At 68.7% G+C, this 20795-nt stretch carries 15 protein-coding genes; 5 read left to right on the top strand and 10 right to left on the bottom strand.

Annotated features, from left to right (window positions below; all coding sequences use genetic code 11):
• Positions 1-6: 6 nt before the first annotated feature.
• Positions 7-1281 (bottom strand): extracellular solute-binding protein, encoded by a 1275-nt coding sequence (locus OHA77_RS02775; RefSeq protein WP_406315910.1) that lies wholly within the window; start codon positions 1279-1281, stop codon positions 7-9.
• Between the two features lie 671 nt (positions 1282-1952).
• Here OHA77_RS02775 and OHA77_RS02770 point away from each other — a divergent pair.
• The 3 genes from OHA77_RS02770 (at position 1953) to OHA77_RS02760 (ending at position 8123) form a co-directional block, all read left to right on the top strand.
• On the top strand, positions 1953-2612 hold the full coding sequence (locus OHA77_RS02770) for a hypothetical protein (RefSeq protein WP_326822236.1): 660 nt from the start codon (positions 1953-1955) through the stop codon (positions 2610-2612).
• Between the two features lie 54 nt (positions 2613-2666).
• Positions 2667-4292, top strand: a complete 1626-nt coding sequence (locus OHA77_RS02765; protein ID WP_406315908.1) for an alpha-amylase family glycosyl hydrolase — start codon at positions 2667-2669, stop codon at positions 4290-4292.
• Positions 4293-4610: 318 nt separating this feature from the next.
• Positions 4611-8123 carry a S8 family serine peptidase gene (locus tag OHA77_RS02760; RefSeq protein WP_406315906.1) on the top strand — a complete coding sequence of 1171 codons (3513 nt, stop codon included), beginning with the start codon at positions 4611-4613 and terminating at the stop codon, positions 8121-8123.
• 76 nt (positions 8124-8199) lie between these two features.
• On the opposite strand, the gene OHA77_RS02755 is transcribed toward OHA77_RS02760, so the two are convergent.
• Genes OHA77_RS02755 through OHA77_RS02740 form a run of 4 tightly spaced genes read right to left on the bottom strand, consistent with a single transcriptional unit; the run spans position 8200 to position 12045 of the window.
• The gene (locus OHA77_RS02755) at positions 8200-10449 is read right to left on the bottom strand and encodes a heavy metal translocating P-type ATPase (protein ID WP_406315905.1); all 2250 of its coding nucleotides are present in this window, start codon (positions 10447-10449) and stop codon (positions 8200-8202) included.
• Positions 10450-10477: 28 nt separating this feature from the next.
• Positions 10478-11503 carry a hypothetical protein gene (locus OHA77_RS02750; protein ID WP_406315903.1) on the bottom strand — a complete coding sequence of 342 codons (1026 nt, stop codon included), beginning with the start codon at positions 11501-11503 and terminating at the stop codon, positions 10478-10480.
• On the bottom strand, positions 11500-11712 hold the full coding sequence (locus OHA77_RS02745) for a cation transporter (protein WP_326822241.1): 213 nt from the start codon (positions 11710-11712) through the stop codon (positions 11500-11502). The genes OHA77_RS02750 and OHA77_RS02745 overlap by 4 nt, the downstream gene beginning before the upstream one ends.
• 51 nt (positions 11713-11763) lie before the next feature.
• Positions 11764-12045, bottom strand: coding sequence for a metal-sensitive transcriptional regulator (locus tag OHA77_RS02740; protein ID WP_406315902.1), 282 nt, complete (start codon positions 12043-12045; stop codon positions 11764-11766).
• A gap of 211 nt (positions 12046-12256) precedes the next feature.
• Between OHA77_RS02740 and OHA77_RS02735 the strand changes: the two genes are divergently transcribed.
• Positions 12257-13255 carry a hypothetical protein gene (locus OHA77_RS02735; protein ID WP_406315900.1) on the top strand — a complete coding sequence of 333 codons (999 nt, stop codon included), beginning with the start codon at positions 12257-12259 and terminating at the stop codon, positions 13253-13255.
• A 53-nt stretch (positions 13256-13308) separates the two neighbouring features.
• On the opposite strand, the gene efeO is transcribed toward OHA77_RS02735, so the two are convergent.
• From efeO to OHA77_RS02720, 3 genes are all read right to left on the bottom strand, one after another.
• Positions 13309-14472 carry an iron uptake system protein EfeO gene (gene efeO, locus OHA77_RS02730; RefSeq protein WP_406315898.1) on the bottom strand — a complete coding sequence of 388 codons (1164 nt, stop codon included), beginning with the start codon at positions 14470-14472 and terminating at the stop codon, positions 13309-13311.
• 418 nt (positions 14473-14890) lie between these two features.
• Positions 14891-16345, bottom strand: coding sequence for an amino acid permease (locus tag OHA77_RS02725; RefSeq protein ID WP_406315896.1), 1455 nt, complete (start codon positions 16343-16345; stop codon positions 14891-14893).
• A 150-nt stretch (positions 16346-16495) separates the two neighbouring features.
• Entirely contained in the window at positions 16496-17530 is a 1035-nt protein-coding gene (locus OHA77_RS02720) for an MsnO8 family LLM class oxidoreductase (protein WP_406315895.1), read from the bottom strand.
• 327 nt (positions 17531-17857) lie between these two features.
• On the opposite strand from OHA77_RS02720, the gene OHA77_RS02715 reads away from it, so the two are divergent.
• Positions 17858-18337 carry a hypothetical protein gene (locus OHA77_RS02715; RefSeq protein WP_406315894.1) on the top strand — a complete coding sequence of 160 codons (480 nt, stop codon included), beginning with the start codon at positions 17858-17860 and terminating at the stop codon, positions 18335-18337.
• An 87-nt stretch (positions 18338-18424) separates the two neighbouring features.
• Here OHA77_RS02715 and OHA77_RS02710 read toward each other — a convergent pair whose 3' ends face one another.
• Positions 18425-19480: an LLM class flavin-dependent oxidoreductase gene (locus OHA77_RS02710; RefSeq protein ID WP_406315892.1), complete on the bottom strand. Its 1056-nt coding sequence runs from the start codon at positions 19478-19480 to the stop codon at positions 18425-18427.
• A gap of 37 nt (positions 19481-19517) precedes the next feature.
• Positions 19518-20711 (bottom strand): ROK family protein, encoded by a 1194-nt coding sequence (locus OHA77_RS02705; RefSeq protein WP_406315890.1) that lies wholly within the window; start codon positions 20709-20711, stop codon positions 19518-19520.
• Positions 20712-20795: the final 84 nt, after the last annotated feature.

The following is a 20795-nucleotide window of genomic DNA, read 5'->3' as shown; positions in this document are numbered from 1 at the left end:
GTCCGGTCAGTTCTTCAGCACGTTGTCGATGGCCTTCTGCACAGAGGCCGCGGCCGCGGCCGGGTCGCCGCCCTTGACCACGGTGCTCTCGGCGATGCCGAAAGGCACCCAGATGGCTGCCATCTCGGGAATGGCCGGTATCGGCAGGCCGCTTCTGCCCGCGTTCATGAACTTGACGGCGTCAGGGTCGGTGGCCTTGACCATGTCCAGTGCGGCGGTCAGCGCCGGCGGGCGGGGATCGGCCTCGTAGAGGGCCCTGGCGACCTTCGGATCGGTGACGTAGTCGGTCACGAACTCCTGGGCGAGGGCCTTGCTCTTTCCCTTGGAAGCCACGAAGAAGGACTGCACGCCGACGAACGGGGTCGCGGGCTTGCCGCTCTTGAAACGCGGGACCGCGGTGATGTCGTAGCTCAGGCCGCTCTTCTTCACATCGGCCATCGCCCACGGGCCGGAGACCAGGAAGGCGCATCTGCCCGCGGCGAAGGTCGAAACGGAGTTCTCGTTGGTGAGCGAGGTCCTCAGCGCACCGGCGCCCTTCTCACCGAGATCCCTCAGCTTGCCGAACGCCGCGACGGATCCCTTGGAGCCCACCAGGACCTGTCCGGGGTCGGGGTCACCGGAGGCGGTGGTGCCGAACAGGGCGCCGCCGCCCGAGGCGAAGATCGGGTAGATGTGGACGGCGTCACCGAACTGGGTGACCGGCAGGCAGAGGATCTCCTTGACCTTGCCGTCGTCCTTCAGTTTCCTGCCGGTGCTGACCAGTTCTTCGATGGAGGTCGGGGCTTCGGGCGCCAGCCTGGTGTTACGGATCAGCGCGACGTTCTCCACGGCGTACGGCACGCCGTACACCTGGCCGTCGAAGGTGACCGCCTTCAGCGCGATCTCGGAGAACGAGGCCTTCTGCGCGGCTGTCAGGTGCACCGGGTCGATGTCGCCGTTCTGGATCAGGTTGCCGATCCAGTCGTGTGCGCCGATCATCACGTCGGGGCCGCTGCCCTGCTGAGAGGCGTTGACGAAAGTCTGCTGGTTGTTGTCGCTGATCTCTTTCACTTCGGCGGTGACACCGTACTCGGCGCCGAACCGGTCGGCGAACGGCTTGATGGCCTTGGTCCTACTGGGATCAGCCCAGATGACAAGCTTGCCGGTGCCCCTCTCGGGGGCCGCCGAGGTAGCCGAGGTCGCGCTGGATCCCGCCATGGTGGACGTCTCGCCGCCACAGGCCGTGATGGCGGCGGCCAGGACCGTCACCGTGACGGCGGCAGTCGCAACATGGACGCGCATTGGATCTCCTCGTGGTCTCCGGGCCTGCCGATATGAAGATCTTTGTGATCACCGTCCCTGTGCTGTGTTTGCGTTCGCGTGGTCTCGACATGAACTTGGCCTGCGATATTTTGCAAATCGTTGAAGAAACCGGCGGTCGGGACCGTCGGGCTGTCATCCGGTAAACAAGCCCGTCTGCCATACATTCCCGCATCATTCGCGATGTTGCGATTTCATTGATCAACAATCTCTCCCCGGCCCTTCGGCACCGTTTCGGTACTGATATGGCGAGGCCAGGTGCTTGATGGTACTTCAGGGCGAGTGATATGGTTTGTGATTATTGTGCCTCTTGGGTTGAGATGGGCTGGACTTCAAACAAGTTCCAATTCCTGTCCAAGGGGGGCATTTTTTTATTTGAACAGTCGTCTCTGGGCGGGTTGGCCAGGAAAAGCGTCGAGCGCATCGTGGACGGCAGGCGCCGGTGGATATCGGTCTGCCTTCGGCGCAGCCGCTGACCGGAGGCCAGGAAATCGCCATGACCGATGGAATGACCGGTGACTTTTCTCTGTTGTCAGACGGTGCTCCGTTATTCCGGCGGGGGACGTACGTCAGCGGCAGGGGGATCGGCCGTGGTCGCGAAAGGGGGATGAAGTTTGGGATCTGCAAGCGCCGAGCCGGGGGCGCGGGCCGACGTGGACGTCACTCCCTGCATGTCGTCCGAGGGTTCCTACCCGTTCCGTGCCCTTGCCTGCGCCTTGACCCGGCCCACCAAGAACGAAGTCGTGGGAGGGGTGATATCAAAGGGTCCCGGCATCGTCGTGGCGGTCGCATGGTGGACGAGACTGCTTCTCCCCGATCACCCGGTGGTCTTCGCCGTCATCATCACCCTGACGGTGCTGCACGAGGGGTTCCATGGCATATGGGTTTACTCCTGGCAGGAGTTCCAAGCCATCATCGGCATGCGAGGCTTCATATACCAGACGGTTCTGAACCTGCTGTACATGCAGGTGACGCTGGCGATCTACCGGATACTGACCTGGCTGGCCATCCCGTCCACGATCCTGCCCTGGCAGATCGCCTACTGGCGCGACGTGAGCATCGTGGTGGTCGCCGGTTCGGTGTCGGGCACGTTGGGCTATCGCGGCCTCAACGCCCTGTATGACAAAAGGCGCATCAGCCGCTCCATGCGATCTCATATCCAACAAGGCCGTGACCTTTTCCTGTCGCTGGCTTCGTCGATATTCGCCAGCAGTTCCATGAACTTGTTCTGGGTGCTTTTCGCTGTTCAGCAACTGTTCGACTACACGATCTTCATCATTGGATGGCTGGCGCGTCCTCGCCCCGTTCGGTGAACCGGACGGGTTCGCTGAGATCCAGTTTGAGTTAGCCGAAAAGGGGTTCCGGGGATGGGTGGAAGAATTCTCTCGATCGGGGATCCGGTCGGCGCACCGGACTCCATAGCCGAGACCACGCTGCGGCCGCGCCCGGACCATGATTACTGGCCCTCGCCGGCTGACTGGCGTGACGAGATCTTCTACTCGCTGGTGATCGACCGGTTCCAGCCGGGGGCTGACCGCGTCACCGTGGGCGATTCACGCTCCGGCGACTCCAGGCACGGCGGGAATCTCGCGGGTTTGGCCGGCCGCCTCGCCTATCTGGAGGAGCTCAAGGTGACGACGATCCTCCTGTCCCCGGTGACGGTGACCGCGCCTGGCACCTACCACGGGTATGCGCCTGTCCACCTGCTGGAGGTCGATCCCCATCTGGGCGGGCTGTCGGATCTGGTGGACCTGGTCGACCGGGCGCACGAGCGCGGAATGCGGATCGTCCTGGATCTGGTGGTCAACCACACCGGCCCGATCTTCGAATATGCCGACGGGGACGGGTGGAAGAAAGACGGCCGGCGCGGGACCGTCGTGCGATGGAACGGCTTCAGTCCGACCGAGCTGGCAAAGGCCGAGCATTTCACCCGGCGCGGCGTGATCGAGAACTGGAGCAGCCCTGAGCAGGTTGCCTTCGGTGATTTTCCGCCGAACTTCCGGCGGTTCGCCACCGAGCGGGCGGAAACTCAGCGACTTCTCATCCACATCGCCTGCTGGTGGCTGAAGGAGACCGACGTCGACGGTTTCCGGGTCGATGCGATCCGCCACCTGGACCGGGGTTTCCTGAGGAATCTGGCAAACGGCGTCAAGAGGTACGCCGCCGGTCTGGGCAAGAACAATCCGTTGATTCTCGGCGAGCACTCCACGGGGGACTGCTTCGATATCGCCGGTGATTTCACCACCGGGATCAACAGCGCGTACAACTATCCCGAGTACCGGCGGCAGAACTGGGCGCTGCACGGATGTGCACCGACGCGGGATCTCGAGGAAAGCTTTAGGGCCGCTTACCGCTCCCTTGGCCCGGCGCTGGGCAATGTCGTCCGATTCATCGACAATCATGACGTTTATCGTTTCCTCCGGGCCGGGGAGCCAGAGGGCCTGCTCAGGATGGCTCTCGCCTTTCTGATGTTCTCCATCGGCATTCCCCTCGTGTACTACGGAACCGAACAGGGTTTCCGGCAGTCGACGAACCGCCTTGAGCCCGAGTCCTCGGCGTATCGCGCGTCTCCGCAGAACCGAGAGGACATGTTCGCCGAGGGGCGGTACAAGTCGGAGAGCTCGGCCGGAGACAACTTCACCACGATGTCGGGCACCTTCCGGTGGATTCGCCGGCTGGCGGAGATCCGAGGCCGGTTCACGGCACTGCGCAGAGGCGAGCAGTGGATTCGATGGTCGGATCCCGAGGGGCCGGGCCTGTTCGCCTTCAGCCGTATCCATGGATCCCAAGAGGTGCTTGTCGTACTGAACACCGCTGCCACTGATCGCCAGGCGGATATCGACGTGGATCGGCACCTCGTCCGCCCCGGCGATCGGCTGGTGGACGTGCTGGATCTCAGTTGTTCGGTAGAGGCCTATCGACCTGAGGAGGGCGGTTCGAAAGTGCTGGTCTGGGTGCCTGCCTACGGTGCCCGAGTGTTCATCGTCGCCTAGCTTCGACGTTTTGCGAACTTCGGTCGGTTATCCGGCCGGTCATGTTTGCCATCCGTGGCGCTCCGGCAGGATTCGGTCCGTCTCGGCGCCACCTATTCGGGCGCTCGGCTCGGAGACGGCCGCGCCTCGACCTCGACGGCCGGCAGGTGGGCACCGGCTTCCCGGGTTAATTCTTATGACATATCTCGTTTTAATGTGTCAAGTACTTGAAAAAAGCACAAGATCCATTCACGCTTCTCCACATGGTCTGTAAAGATCATGCACATCCCATGTCGCTTTCCCCGGCGGGACAACCCCGCCCGGCGTGAAGGAGATCGTGTGTCAAATCCCCCCCGGCACTGGCGGGTGGTCCTGACCGGGACCGTCACCGCCCTTACGCTCATGCTCCCCCAGGGTGTGGCCCAGGCCGCGCCCGAACCCCAGAAGATCGACGAGTCGGTCCTGGCGGACCTTTCCGTAGACGACAAGGCCACCTTCTGGGTACGTCTGAAGAGCGACGCGGACCTCAGTGCCGCCCGCAGGGCGAAGACCAAGATCGATAAGGCCAAGCAGGTATTCCAGGCCAAGACCGAGCTCGCCGCGTCGTCGCAGGCGGGCCTGCGTAAGCTCCTCACCGCCCAGCACGCCGACTTCACCCCGTTCTGGATCGCCAACGCTGTCCAGGTGACCGGCGACGCCAAACTGGCCGCGGAGATCGCCGACCTGTCCGAAGTGGAGCGGATCGAGCCCAGCCGCGTCGTCAAACTGCCCGAGCCGCTGCCGGGCAAGGAGGTGGCGAAGGTCGACGCGGTCGAGTGGAACATCGACCGGGTCAACGCGCCCAGGGTCTGGAGCGAGCTCGGCACCCGCGGCGAGGGCATCGTCGTGGCCAACATCGACAGTGGTGTGCAGTTCGACCATCCCGCGCTGGCCGCCCAGTATCGCGGCAAGAAGGCCGACGGCAGCGTGGACCACAACTACAACTGGTTCGACCCGGCGGGGGTGTGCCCGAGCGACGCGCCGTGCGACAACAACGACCACGGCACCCACACCATGGGGACCATGGTCGGGGGTGAGGGCGCCAACACCATCGGCGTCGCTCCCGGCGCGAAGTGGATCGCCGCCAAGGGCTGTGAGACCAACAGCTGCTCCGACGCCTCGCTCCTGGCCGCCGGGCAGTGGGTGCTCGCGCCCACCGACCTGAACGGCGCCAACCCGCGTCCGGACCTCGCACCCGACATCGTCAACAACTCCTGGGGCGGCGCCGGATTCGACCCCTGGTACAAGGAGACCGTCGAGGCGTGGGTCGCGGCGGGCATCTTCCCCGCCTTCTCCAACGGCAACGTCACCGCCGCGGGATGCAACTCCAGCGGCTCACCCGGGCAGTACGGCTCCAGCTACAGCGCCGGCGCGTTCGACGTCGGCAACGCCATCGCGAGCTTCTCCACCCGGGGCACCGGCGAGAACGGCGAGATCAAGCCCAACCTCGCCGCGCCCGGCGTCAACGTGCGCTCGTCCGTACCCGGCGGGTACGACTACATCTCCGGCACGTCGATGGCCAGCCCGCACGTGGCGGCCACCGTGGCGCTGATGTGGTCGGCCTCGCCCGCCCTGCAGGGCGACATCGCCTCCACCCGGGAACTGCTCGACCGGACCGCGATCGACGTCAACGACACGCGCTGCGGCGGTACCGCCGCGGACAACAACATCTGGGGAGAGGGCCGGCTCGACGCGTTCGCGGCGGTCCAGGCCGCTCCCGTCGGGGCGCTCGGCGCGCTGCAGGGCACCGTCACCGCCGGCGGTGAGCCGGTGGCCTCGGCGACCCTCACCGTCACCGGGCCGCTGGGCCGTACGGTCACCACCGGGCAGGACGGGACGTACACGCTGCCCCGCCTGCTGGAGGGCGACTACCAGATCACCGTCAAGAAGTTCGGATACGGCGACGCCACCGCGACCGCCACCGTCGTGGCCGACCAGACGACCACCAAGGACGTGACGCTGACACAGCAGCCCTCGGGCACGGTGTCCGGAACGGTCACCGCCGCGGGAACGCCCGAGGTGGGCGCCACCGTCGTCGCGGTGGGCACCCCGGTCAGCGCGGTCACCGACGCCGCAGGGCGGTACGAGCTCACGCTGCCGAACGGTGACTACGAGCTCAAGACCACCCCGCTCTCCCGGTGCGCGGGCGGCCTCACCGTGTCGATCACGCTGAACGGCAACCTGACCAAGGACATCGAACTGCCGCGCCGCACCGACTCCTTCGGCTACACCTGCACCAGCGGGACCGAGGCGTACGTCGCGGGCACCGCCAAGCAGACGCTCACCGGCGACGACGCGGCCCAGCCGATCACGCTGCCGTTCACCTTCCCCTTCTACGGCGCCGGCCAGACCGCCGGCTGGATCAGCAGCAACGGGTTCCTGAACTTCGCCGCCAGCAGCACCACGGCGAGCAACGGCACGCTGCCCTCCACCGCCGCGCCCAATGCGGCGATCTACCCCTACTGGGACGACCTGGTACTGGACGCCCAGTCCGGGGTCTACACCGCCACCGTCGGGACCGCGCCGAAGCGCACCTTCGTCATCGAATGGCGCGACGCCAAGTTCTACTCCGACCCCGACCTGCGTATCTCCTTCTCGGCGCTGCTCGGCGAGGACGGTTCCATCGGGTTCCGCTACAAGGGGATCGGCAGCGAGCGAGCCGCCGGGACCAGTGCCACGGTGGGCATCGAGAGCGCCGGAGGCACCGACGCGCTGCAGTACTCCGCCAACAGCGCCGCCCTCGCCGACGGTCAGAGCCTGACCTTCATCGCGAGCCGGCACGGGATGCTGGCCGGCACCGTCACCGACGCCAACGACGGCAAGCCGCTGGCGGGCGCGACGGTGAAGGTGGGCGACGTGGCGACCTTCACCACCGGGACCGACGGCACGTTCCTCGGGCAGGTCCTGGTGGGGGACTACCAGGTCGAGGTCTCCAAGGAGAACTACGGGACCTTCACCCAGGAGGTCACCGTCACCGCCGGCGCCCTGACCCGGGTCGACACCGCCCTGGCCACCGGCCAGGTGACGGCCTCGGTCGGCGAGCTGACCCTGGTGATGCCGGCCGGGGCCACCCGGACCGGCACGGTCGAACTGGCCAATCTGGGGGGCGCCACGGCATACACCGTGGTGACCGAACCCGCCCAGGACTGGCTGACCGTGACGCCCGCCGCAGGCCAGCTCGGCTCGGGCCAGGCGGCGACGCTGAAGGTCACCGCCTCCAGCTCGGGGGTCCAGCCGGGCACTGTCCGCACCGGCAAGCTGCTGGTGCGTTCGGCGAGCGGCCGCAACCCGCAGCTCGAGATCACCGTGACGGTCGTGGTGCCCAAGCTCCAGGTCGCCGTCGAGGTGGGCGGGACCAAGGACGTCGTCGATGCCGTCGGGGACCGCTGGAGCGCCGACCGGAAGTACGGCACCGGTGGCTACGGCTACGTCGGCAGCGGCACGAAGACGAGCACGGCCAGTAAGACGATCAAGGGCACCACCGAGCAGACGCTGTTCAAGAGTGCCCGCGAGTCGATGCTGGAGTACCGGTTCGACCAGGTGCCCAACGGCACCTACACCGTCGAGCTCGGCTTCGCCGACACCCGGAACACCACCGCGGGCAAGCGCGTCTTCGACGTCCTCGTCGAGGGCGAGCTCGCGATCCCCGCGCTGGACCTGGCCCTGGAGTCCGGCACCTACACCGCCGTCACCCGGCAGTACACGGTGAAGGTCACCGACGGCCAGCTCAACCTGCGGTTCGCCAAGCGGTTCGGTGACCCCATCGTCAACGCCATCCGCGTCTCCGAACGCCCCGACAAGGCCACTCCGTAACGGCCACGACCACCGCACGGCCCGTCCCGCCCCCGTGGCGGGACGGGCCGTGCCCGTTGTCACCTGAAGCAGGGCGCTATCTGAAACCGCGCAACCGCAGGCTGTTGCTGACCACGAAGACCGAGGAGAACGCCATGGCGGCTCCGGCGATCATCGGGTTGAGCAGGCCGAGCGCGGCCAGCGGCAGGGCGGCCACGTTGTAGGCGAAGGCCCAGAACAGGTTGGCCTTGATGGTGGCCAGGGTGCGGCGGGACAGGCGGATGGCGTCGGCGGCCACCCGCAGGTCGCCGCGGACCAGGGTGAGGTCGGAGGCCTCGATGGCCGCGTCCGTGCCGGTGCCCATGGCCAGGCCCAGGTCGGCCTGGGCGAGCGCGGCGGCGTCGTTGACACCGTCACCCACCATGGCCACCGACCGGCCCTCGGCCTGCAGGCGCTTGACGACGTCGACCTTCTCGGCGGGCAGCACCTCGGCGATCACCTCGTCGATGCCCACCTCGGCGGCGACCGACCGGGCGACTGCGGTGTTGTCGCCGGTGAGCAGCACCGGGGTCAGTCCCAGCGCGCGCAGCCGCCGGACGGCCTCGGCCGAGGTCGGCTTGACGCTGTCGGCGACCACGAGGACCGCGCGGGCCTTGCCGTCCCAGCCGACCGCGACAGCCGTACGGCCGGCGGCCTGAGCCTCGGCGAGTGCCCGCTCCAGCTCGGGAGGCAGGTGCTGCGACCAGTCGGCCAGCAGCCGGGGGCGGCCCACCAGCACGGCGTGCCCGTCGACGACGCCCTGCACGCCGAGTCCTGCGACGCCTGCGAAGTCCTCCGGCGCGGGCAGCTCGCCCACCCGCTCGGCGGCGCCTCGGGCGACGGCCTGGGCGATCGGGTGCTCGGAGGCGTGCTCCAGGGCACCCGCCAGGCGCAGCACCTCCGTCTCGTCCTCGCCGTCGGCGAGGTGGACGTCGACGAGGGTCATCCTGCCCTCGGTGACGGTGCCGGTCTTGTCGAGCACCACGGTGTCGACGGTCCGGGTGGACTCCAGGACCTCGGGGCCCTTGATCAGGATGCCGAGCTGGGCTCCCCGGCCGGTGCCGACCAGCAGCGCGGTCGGCGTGGCGAGTCCCAGGGCGCAGGGGCAGGCGATGATCAGCACGGCCACCGCGGCGGTGAAGGCCGCGCCGGCGCCGCCTCCGGTGCCGAGCCAGTAGCCGAGCGTGCCGACGGCCAGCGCGATCACGATCGGGACGAAGATCCCGGAGATGCGGTCGGCCAGCCGCTGCACCTGCGCCTTGCCGGTCTGCGCCTCCTCCACCAGTCTGGCCATCTGGGCGAGCCGGGTGTCGGAGCCGACGCGGGTGGTGCGGACGACCAGGCGGCCTCCGGCGTTGACGGTCGCCCCGGTCACCGCGTCGCCGGGCCGTACCTCGACCGGGACGGACTCGCCGGTGAGCATCGAGGCGTCGACCGCGGAGGTCCCCTCCTCGACCACACCGTCGGTGGCGATCTTCTCGCCCGGCCGGACCACGAACCGGTCCCCGACCACGAGTCGATCACTGGGGATGCGGATCTCCCTGCCGTCGCGCAGCACGGCGACGTCTTTCGCGCCGAGCTCCATCAGGGCGCGCAGCGCCGCCCCCGCGCGGCGCTTGGAGCGGGCCTCGAAGTAACGTCCCGCCAGGATGAACGCCGTCACGCCGGCGGCGGCCTCCAGGTAGATGTTGCCCGAGCCGTCGGTGCGCTCGATGGTGAACGCGAACGGGTGGGTCATACCGGGAGTGCCCGCGCTGCCGAGGAACAGCGCCCACAGCGACCAGCCGAACGCGGCGATCGTGCCGAGCGAGACCAGGGTGTCCATGGTGGCGGCGCCGTGGCGCAGGTTGGTCCAGGCCGCCCGGTGGAACGGCCAGCCCGCGTAGACCACCACGGGCGCGGCGAGGGTGAGCGACAGCCACTGCCAGTAGGTGAACTGCAGGGGCGGGATCATCGCCATCGCGATCACCGGTACGGCGAGCGCCACGGCGGTGATCAGCCGGTTGCGCAGCGGAGCCAGTTCGTCGGCCGGTTCGCCCGGGGAGTCGTCCCGCGCCGTGCCGCTCTCCGGTTCCGGGGGGAGCGCGGCGGTGTAACCGGTCTTCTCGACTTCGGCGATGAGGTCGTGGGGGTCGATCCCTTCGCCGAAGGCGACCTTGGCCTTCTCGGTGGCGTAGTTGACCGTCGCGGTGACGCCGTCGAGCTTGTTGAGCTTGCGCTCGATCCGGTTGGCGCACGACGCGCAGGTCATGCCGCCGATCGAGAGTTCGACGGTGTTCTGCGGCCTGTCGTCGGTGAGGGAGGACATCACCTGCTCCTTTCTCGTCACGTCCGCGTCAGTGGTCGTGGTCGCCGTGTGAACCGGGCTTCGACGGAGTGGCCGTCGGCTCCGGGCCCGAGGTCGTGGCCGGTGCGGGGAGCTCACCGGCGCGGACGGTGAAGCCCGCGGTGCGCACGGTTCCGTTGTGCTGGAAGTCCAGGAAGAGGCGGTAGTCGCCCCGGCTGGGCACCTCGGCGTAGAAGGTGATCCCCGGGCCGGCGGGTGTCCTGCCGTCGCCCGGCGCTCCGTCGGGGTGCACGTGCAGGTAGGCCAGGTCTCCGGCGCGCAGCGCGACCAGATGGCCGTAGGCGCCCAGGTAGGGCTGCAGGTCGGTGACCGGGTGGCCGTCCTTGCTCACCTTCAGGGTCAGCTTACTGGAGGCGCCCGGGACCAGGTCGCCGTCGAGGGTGACGGCGTATCCGTCCACGTTCGCGGTACGGGCGACCGCCGGCAGCGCCTTGGGCTCGTAGTCGCCGGAGGCGTGCAGGTCGGTGCCGAGGGTCAGCCCGGTGCCCCCCTCGGCGGCGAAGTCGGCGAACGCCCGGTAGGCGCCCGCCGCGGGCAGTGTCAGCTTCACCGACCAGACGCCGTCCCCGGCCTCTTCCGGGTGCAGGTGCCGGAAGAGGCCCAGATCGCGGGAGACCACGATGAAGTGCAGCTTCTTGTCGTGTTGCACCTGGTAGCCGGTGACGGGCCGGCCGTCGGGACCGGTGACGGTGAAGCGGAAGCCGGTCGCCTCGCCCGGCGTGATCGTCGTGGTCTCGGGGGTCAGGGTGTAGCCGTCCTGGGACACTTGAAGCCCTCCGGGGATGTGCGCCGCGGTTGCCGGGTCCGGCCGGCCGGTGGGCTCGTCGTGAGCCCCGTGGCGGCCGGCCGATGGCACGGAACTCGGCCGGCCGGTGACGGGCTCGCCGTGGGCTCCGTGACCGTCGGCGGCCGGTGGGGGACCGGCGGTGCCCATGGCGTTGCCGGCTCCCAGGGCGCCGCCGAAGATCACGGCGAGCCCGAGGAGGTAGGACCCGAATTTCGCGGAAGTGTTCACGACAGGGTCACCACTTCGTATCCGGCCTCCTCGACGGCGGCCGTGATCGTGGCGTCGTCGATCGGGCCGTCGCTGTCAACGGTGACCAGGCCGGTGGCCAGGTCCACCTGGACCCCGGTGACCCCGGTGATCTCGCTGACCTCTTCGGTGACCGAGTTGACGCAGTGGCCGCAGGTCATGCCCTTGACGGTGTATGTGGTGGTGGTCATGGCGATCACTCTTTCCATGTGCCGGCTGCTACGTGCCGGTCTCTGTGCTGATCAGGAACGGACGAGGCGGGCGATGGCGTCGGAGGCTTCCTTGATCTTGGCCGCTGCCTCGGCGCCGCCCTTCGCGGTGGCGTCGGCGACGCAGTGCGCCATGTGCTCCTCAAGGAGGGCGAGGGAGAAGGACCGCAGGGCGCGGTCGGCCGCCGACACCTGGGTGAGGATGTCGATGCAGTATCTGTCCTCTTCGACCATGCGCTGCAGCCCGCGCAGCTGGCCCTCGATGCGGCGTAGCCGCCGGAGGTGGTCCTGCCTGGTGTCACTGTATCCGGCCATCTTCCCCCCTCTGGTCACTCGCGTCTCGATTACCGTAACACCATACCCCCCTATCGTATTCCCGCTCGGCGGAAGGTCCTCCTTCCGAAACAAGGTCTGCCGTACCCGTCTGACAAAAGTGATTGTTGGGACTTCTGGGATGGTAGGGACATTCGTCTTCAAATTTATGGGGGTTGTGGTGTCTCGGTTCGACCGGACGGTGATGTGTGCGGTGGTCGCTTTCACGGCGGTGCTGTCAGGATGCTCGGCCGGAGAACCCGCAGCCCCGCCGTCCCCGGCCGCGTCGCCCTCCTCCGCGGCCGCGTCGCCCGACCAGGGTGCCGGCAGCGTGCAGCCGGCCGTCACGGCCGAGGAGGCCGGGAGCCTGCTGGCCCGCTACGTTCGGCTGAACAACAAGGCCAACAAGACCTTGGACGTCGGTCTCCTGCGGAGCTACGAAGGCGGGGCGAGCTTCGCGATCGACAGCGCCGACTACGTCTCGGCGCGCGAGCTGAAGGCCAAGTCCGGCGGCGCCTTCACCTACGTCGACCCCGTCTTCCACGTTTCGGCCAAGGGGAGCAAGGAGTGGGTCCTGGCCACGGTCCGCCAGCAGGCCGTCAAAGGCGGCAAGAAGAGCGACCGCCTCACCTACCTGCTGTTCTCCAAGGCTCCTGACGGGTGGCGGCAGATCTACGCTCCCGACGGTGCGACGCGGGCCACGGCTCGGCCGAAGATCGACGTGACCGCCGCGGGTACGTTCGAAGAGCTTCCCCTCACCGCCTCAACCGGGCTGATGGCCTCCCCGGGGAACTTTGCCAAGCTCTACGCCAGGCAGCTGACCGGCAAGGGGACGCCGGAGGCCAAGGCCCGGTTCGCCGTGGACGACGATCTGGTCAACCAGGCGGCGACCAACCGCAGGAACATGAACCGCTACGCCCGGGTCACCGAGAAGGTCCGGCCGGCAACCGAATACCCCTCACTCGCGCTGCGCGCCGCCGACGGGGGAGCCCTGGTGTTCACCACGCTGGCCCGCACCTCGCGCTACGACGTACGGCCGGGCAACTACGTCTACAACGAGCAACTCGCCTCGCTGACCGGCCGGCAGCACCGTTTCATGATCGTGAATGACCTGATCGAGGTGGTGGCCCACATCCCGCCCAAGAATGCCCGGCTTCGGCAATTCACCGTGCTGGGCTCCTACCGGGGGGCCGTCTCGGGGAGCGGTTCCTGAGCGCTCCCCGGCACCCGGCCGCGGTGCGAGGGGGAGTCGGCCGGGCAGGTGGCTCACTTCACGACGACGGCGGCGATCCTGCTGATCGGCTCGGCCAGCGCGTTGATCGTGTCGGACAGCTTCCTCAGCTCCTCCTTGGACAGCTTGTCGTGCAGCTTCCAGCCGTCGCCCTCGCGGTGCGCGTCCAGGGCGGTCTCGGCGGCGGCGAACTTCGCGTCGAGCGTCTTGACCAGGTCGGGAGAGCGTTCCTCCAGCACCGGGCGCAGTGCCTGGACGGCCGCCTTGGAGCCCTCCAGGTTGGCGTCGAAGTCCCACAGGTCGGTGTGCGACCAGATGTTCTCCTCACCGGTGATCTTCCTGGTCGCCACCTCGTCGAGCAGTTCCTTGGCGCCGTCGGCGAGCTGGACGGGGGACAGCCGCGCGGCGGCGGACTTGTTCACGACAGTGGTGACGTCGGCCATGAGCTTGTCGGCGATCGGACCGTCCGTGGAGACATCCTTCTTGACCCACAGGTCCTTCTCGATCCGGTGGTAGCCGGTCCACTCCTGGCCGTCCTCGAGGTCGGCCTCGCGGGCGTCGATGGCCGGATCGAGGTCGCCGAAGATCTCCGCGACGGGTTCGATGCGCTCCCAGTAGGTGCGCGCGACCGGATACAGGCCCTTGGCCTTGCCGATGTCGCCGGCCTTGACGGCACCGACGAACTCCCGGGTCCTGACCAGCAGCGTCTCGCTCTGCGACGTGATGTAGCGCTTGTATCCCGCGATGGCCTCCGCCAGCCTGGCGTCGTCGGCCGGCGGCTGGTGCAACCCGCTGACCTTCAGCGGGTTGCGGATGCCCTTGCCGACCGTGCCGGGCTTGCACGTTGTCTCGTAGTCGCCGGCCGGCAGGTCGACGACGACCTCGCGGGTCAGGCCGGGGACGATGTTCTCCACTTCGCCCATCACCCGGTCGCCTGGCGCGTAGACGTAGAACTCGGTGACCTTGGAGCCGGCGTTGGTGATGGCGAAGGTGGAGGTGCCGGTGCTCACCTCGTTGACCGCGACCTTGCACTCGGTGTCGGTCGCCGCGACAGTGATCTTGGCGTTCTTGTCATTCATGGCGTTCTTGGTGGGAGCGGAGTTCGCGGAGTCCCCGTTGCCCGCCTGGGGCTCACCCGAGCAGGCGGACAGCGCGGTGAGGGCCAGACCGGTGGCGGCGAGAGCGATGGGCGTACGCATGATGCTCCTGTTTCAGGCGGTGGTGGTGACAGCGGGCGTCGGTCGCTTGGATTGCGGGCAGAGGAAGAGGATCAGCGTGGGCACCGCATGAACGACCCAGGCGGCGGTCTCCGCCATGCTCGGCTACGAGTGACACGGTCCTGCGGTCGCCTCTGACCAGGAACGCGACGAGAACGGAGACCACGAGCGTGGCCTCCAGTCCTTCGCGCAGGCCGATGGGGTAGCTGGTGAACACCGACACTCCTGAGTTTTAGGTAAAGGCTTGCCGGAATCAGGGCAGGCAACCTTACTCCGTGACCACTCTCTCCTTCTCGAAGGAGCTTTATCGAGCGCCCGATCATGCGTATCCCCTGGAAGGAGGCCTGATGAGAGTCCGATCAGCGGGCTGCGCCGCCGCGCCTCCCGACTGCCCACCGCGTCACTGACGGCCGTCCGGCGGCGGCTCCCCGGGTTCGGCGGACCGTGTCCCGGCCAGCGCGGAGTGCCGGTAGGAGTATCCGAAGTACACGATCAGGCCGATCAGGAACCACACCACGAAGCGCACCCAGGTCTGCCAGTGCAGAAAAGTGATCAGCCAGAGGGAGAAGAGGACACCGATCGCGGGCACGACCGGCATGCCCGGGCAGCGAAAACTCCGCGGCAGGTCGGGCCGCCGATAGCGGAACACGATCACCGCGGTGCACACCACCGCGAAGGCGAGCAGGATGCCGATGTTGGTCAGCTCCGCGGCCTCCCTGATGGGGAGGAACCCGGCGATGACGGCGGAGGCGACGCCGACGATCCACGTCACACGCGTCGGCACGTGCCGCGTCGGGTGCGTCTTGGCGAACCATTTGGGCAGGAGACCGTCGCGGCTCATCGAGAACCAGACGCGGCTCACCCCGAGCATGAAGGTGAACATCACGGTGAGGATGCCGACGATGGCCCCGACCGCGATCACGTCCGCCAGGCGGCTCAGCCCCACCGACTTGAACGCCGTGGAGAATCCGCTCTCCTTGTCGATCTCCCGGTAGTTCTGCATGCCGGTCAGCACCAGGCAGGCCAGCACGTAGAGGACCATCGAGATGGCGAGCGAGTAGACGATCGCCTTCGGCATGTGACGCCGGGAGTCCCTGGACTCCTCCGCCGCCGTGCTCATGGCGTCGTAGCCGAAGACGGCGAAGAAGACCGTGGCCGCCCCCGTCATGGCACCGCCGAGCCCGTAGGGGAAGAACGGCGTGTAGTTGGCGGTGTTGATATGGAAGAACCCGACGACGACCACCATCAGCACCACGGCGACCTTCAGCCCGACGACGGCCGTCTCGAAGCGGGCCGCGTTCTTCATGCCGAGGTTCAGCAGATAGGCGATCAGCAGGCACAGGATGGCGGCGAACAGGTCCACCCGGTGGCCTGCCCCGGTCCCCGGCGCGCCCAGCATCCACGCGGGCAACTGGGCGCCCAGGTCACCGAGCAGGAACGAGAAGTAGCCCGAGATGCCGATGGCGACGACCGCGACGATCGCGGTGTACTCCAGCAGCAGGTCCCAGCCGATCAACCAGCCCGGCAGTTCGCCGAGGACCGCGTAGCCGTAGGTGTAGGCCGAGCCCGCCTTCGGGATGAGCCCGGCGAACTCCGCGTAGGACAACGCCGCCGCTGCGCTCGCGATCCCGGCGATCAGGAACGACACCACGACGGCGGGCCCCGCCGTACCGTTGGCGACCGTGCCCGCGAGCGTGAAGATACCCGCGCCGATGATGCCGCCCACCCCGATGGCGGTGAGCTGCCACAGCCCCAGCACGCGGGTGAGCTGCTCGCTCCTTTCGCCCTCGGGTTCCTCGATGTGCTCGATGGGTTTGCGGCGCAGTACGCCCGCTCCTGACCTGAACATGGCCATGACGCATCCTCTCCGCGCGCCCGCAGCGGATTACCGTGATCCACTGCCGAGTCCGGCGAAGGGGACCTACCCTGTTTCACCTGCGCCGATGCTGCCGATCGGAGGTTCCGGAGGGCATGGGAGGGTCGGGCCCACGTCGCGGGGGATCCCTCACCGCCCGCAGGCGGCCCCGGCGAACGCACCGGCGCCGGCCAGGTGGGCCAGACGGCGGTAGGAGTCGAGCCGCTCGTCCTGGTCGAAGGTGTTCATGGTGACCAGCACCTCTTCGGCACCGCTGCACTCGATCAGCGCCGCCAACGCGGCCGCGACCTCGGCCTCCGTGCCGTGGATCTGCCCGTGCAGCGCCTCTTCGAAGAGGGTGCGCTCGCGGGCGGTCATCGCCGAGGAGAGGATCTCCCCGGCGGGGGAGAGCGGGGGGAAGACTCCCCGGGTGCGGGAGAAGGCGGTCGCCCATGCCTCGGGTGCCTGCAGCCGGCGGGCCCGCTCGGTGGTCTCGGCGACCGCGACGCCCGCCGCGACGATGACGTACGGCTGCGCCGACCAGGCCGAGGGCCGGAAGTGCCGGCGGTACCGGGTGATCGCTTCCAGCATCCGCTCCTGCCCGCCCACCGCCGCGATCACCAGTGGCAGCCCGTGCTCGGCCGCGACGTCCGCTCCGGCGCCGGTGGCCAGCACGTACGCGGGCACCCGCAACCCCTCGGCCGGAAACGCGTGCACACCCGGATGCGCCTTCTGGTCGCCGGTGAAGTAACCGAGCAGCTCGGCCAGTTGGGCGCCGAAGTCCTCCGCGTCGCGACTGTCATGGCCGAGCGCACGCCGGATGCCGCCGGTGAAGCCGACGGATCGGCCCAGACCCATGTCGATCCGGCCCGGGTAGAGCGATTCGAGGACACCGAACTGCTCGGCCACGACCAGCGGCTGGTGGTTGGGGAGCATCACGCCACCGGTACCGATCCGGATGTGTGAGGTCGCGGCGGCGACGGCCGCCGCGAGAACGGCCGGAGCCGAGCCCGCCACCCCCGGCACCCCGTGGTGCTCCGACACCCAGAACCGGTGGTAACCGAGAGCCTCGGCCTCCCGCGCGAACCGTACGGTGTCGCGCAGTGCCTGCGGGTGGTCGTGCCCCTGCCGGGTGAGGGAGCGGTCCAGGACCGACAACCGCGTCGGATGCGATGCTGCGTTCACCCTCATCTCAACACCGCCGTGCCCCGGGGATTCCCCCGGCACCCGGGACATTCACCGTGGAGTCCGGTGCCCCGGGCGGTTTCCTCGTTGCGGCGCACGGGCGCATGCCCTGCTGGGCCGGGGCTGTCGAGTGCGGTGCCCTGGGCGGTCTCCTCGTTGCTCCTCCTGGGTTGAGGCTGTCGAGTGCGGGGAGGGGGTATCGGGTGACCGGCCGGGGCCTGGTCCGCGTGCGGGGACAGACGGTCCGACACCGCAGGCGCCCGTTCTTCCCCAAGAGGCGGCGAGGTACCGTCGTCTTAACGAAACTCAGCCACCGGGGGAACCGCTATGCCAAGCGATCCCGACCATGTGCTCGACGCCATCGACGGAGTCGTCGACGAGTGGCTCGCTCTGAGCGAGGACTCCATGCGCTGGGCACCGCCAGAAGAAGCGCCGCCGAAGCGGCACCTCGCGTTACCGGCCCCGTCTCTGCCCTGGGTCTCCGACGACTTTCTGCACGAGGTCGGCGCCCTTCTCGGCACGCGGGCGCACGCCGTGGCGGACGTCGTGACCGAGGTGCTGCGTCCGCTCGGGGAGGGACTGTCCGGAGCGCTCACCGCGATCCTCGACAGTCCTCCCGTCCGGCAGCTGATCGAGCCGGCCGAGCGAACCGAGCCGACCGAGCGAACCGAGCCGACCGGGCGGGCCGAGCGAACCGAGCCGGCCAGCCGGGCCGGGCCGGCTGGGGGCCGCCCGGTTCCCGGCCACGCCGAGCGTGACGCCCTCCATCCCGAGCCGCCGCCACCACGATTGCCCGGACATCCCTGACCCGTGACCGGCGCGTGGGTGCCGATCCGCCCACGGGTACGCCCGATGTCGTGAGGTGCCCGCCCCGGGCGGGGAACCCGTATCCGGTCAGGCGCTTCCCGGCAGGCCGTAGGCCTGGGCGATCAGCTCGTAGGAGCGGATCCGCGCCGAGGGGCTGTGGACCAGCGTAGTGATCATCAGCTCGTCGGCCTCGGTGCGCTTGCGCAGCTCCTCCAGGCCCGCCCGTACCTGCGCGGCGTCCCCGTGCACCACCTTGGACAGGTAGTCGTCGAGGAAGTCCTTCTCCACCGGGCTGTAGGCGTGGGTCTCGGCCTCCTCGGGCGTGGGGACCGGCTGCGGTGCGCCGCGGCGCAGGCGCAGCATGGACAGCCCGCCCGAACGGGCCATGCGCAGCGCCTCCTCGGAGGTCTCCGCGGCGACGGCCGAGACACCGATCATCGCGTACGGCCGGTCGAGCACGGCCGACGGCTGGAAGGACGATCGGTACAGGTCCAGGGCGGGGATGGTGTTGGCCGCGCTGAAATGGTGGGCGAACGCGAACGGCAGGCCGAGCAGGCCCGCGAGCTGGGCACTGAAGCCGCTGGAACCCAGCAGCCAGATCGGCGGCCGGCCCGTCTCGGGTGACCGGGGAATGGCGACGACCCTCTCCAGCGGATGGCCGGCCGGGAACGCGCCGTCCAGGAAGGCGGTCAGCTCGGCGAGCTGCTCGGGGAAGTCGTCGGCGTCCAGGCCGTGGCGGCGCAGCGCACGGGCTGTCGCGGGGTCGGTGCCCGGTGCCCGGCCGAGCCCGAGATCGATACGGCCCGGATGGAGCGCGTGCAGGGTGCCGAACTGCTCGGCGACGATCAGTGGGGCGTGGTTGGGCAGCATCACGCCACCGGATCCCAGCCGGATGGTCGTGGTCGCCGCGGCCAGGTGGGCGATCAGCACGGCAGGGGAGGAACTGGCCACGGACGGCATTCCATGATGCTCGGCGACCCAGATCCGGTGGTAGCCCAGGCTCTCCGCACGCTTCGCCAGTTCGGCGCTCGCCCGCAGGGTCTCGGTGGGGGTCACGCCCGAACCGACCGTGGCCAGTTCGAGGATCGACAGGGGGACCTCGGAGGTGCCACGCGCCACACCGCGGATGTTGTCTTCAGCCATGAGGGCGGCAACCCCGGCTGAGCGGGGGTTATTCCGGTCAGACCGCGGCCGGCCGCTGCTCCGGCGAGACGGCCTTGGCGAGCAGGAAGTCCTCCACGACAAGGGTGGCGGCTCCCAGGGCGACCGCGTCGGGCCCGAGGCGGCCCAGCACGATGGAGGCCGTCTCGTACGGCTGGGTGAGGGAGTTGTCGGCGGCCGATCTCTTGATCCTCGTCAGGTGGTGCTGGCCCAGCATGAGCCCGGCCCAGCCGCCGATGACGATCCGCTCGGGGTTGAACAGGTTGATCAGGTTGGCCAGGCCCGCCCCGAGATAGTCGGCCGTCTCCTCGATGACGGGGCCTCCCTCGCGGACCAGGTCGGCCAGGGCGGCCTGTTCGTCGGGGATCTCGATGGACAGCCCGGCACGTTCCAGGATGCTCTCGGCTCCGATGTAGGCCTCCAGGCAGCCGCGGCCGCCGCACCGGCAGGGCCGGCCCCCTACCGCGATCTTGGTGTGGCCCCACTCTCCGGCGCTGCTGTTGGCGCCGCGGTAGGTGATTCCGTCGGTGATGATGCTGGCCCCGGCCCCCGAACCGATCAGCGCGACGATGGTGTGCCGTGTCCCGCGACCGGCGCCGAACCACAGCTCGGCCTGCCCCATCGTCTTGGCGCCGTTGTCGATGTACAGCGGAAGCGAGGTCCCCGCGCGCAGGAGCGTGCCAAGGGGGACCGCGTCCCAGCCGAAGGTCTGGGCGTGGATGAGCGACTCCGGTCCGCTCTCGACGATGCCGGGGACGCCGATGCCCACACCGAGCACCCGGGCGGGGTCCACGTCGCCGGCGGCCAGCACGGCCTCGATGCCGGCGAGGATGTGCCGCACGACCAGGTCGACGTCGTGCCGGGCCGGGCGGAGGGGATACTCGGCCTTGGCCCGCTCGTTCATGTCCAGGTCGAAAAGCTCGACGCGCACGTGGGTCTCGCCGACGTCCACCCCGATCGCGTAGCCGAACTCCGGGTTCACCCGCAGCAGCACCCGGGGGCGCCCGCCGTCGGACTCCACCAGGCCCGCCTCGACGACGACGTTGTCAGTGATGAGGTCGCCGGTCACGTTGCTGACCGAGGCGGCGCTCAGTCCGGTCAACCCGCTGAGTTCGTGACGGCTGGTCGGGCCCTCGAAGTAGAGAGTCCGCAGCAGCACCGCCCGGTTCCCCCGTCGGAGATCGCGTACCGTCCTGCGTTCGGGCCTGACCATGATCTTCCTCCCCCGCTTCTTGGGCCATGTTAGATCAGGGCGTGAAGTAAGTCATCCGGAGGTCGTCGCGGGGCCGGCCGCCGG

It is taken from the genome of Streptosporangium sp. NBC_01639 (assembly GCF_045209755.1).
Taxonomy (GTDB): Bacteria; Actinomycetota; Actinomycetes; order Streptosporangiales; family Streptosporangiaceae; genus Streptosporangium.
The sequence above is the reverse complement of the archived record's forward strand: the minus strand, read 5'-3'. Positions and strand labels throughout refer to the sequence as shown.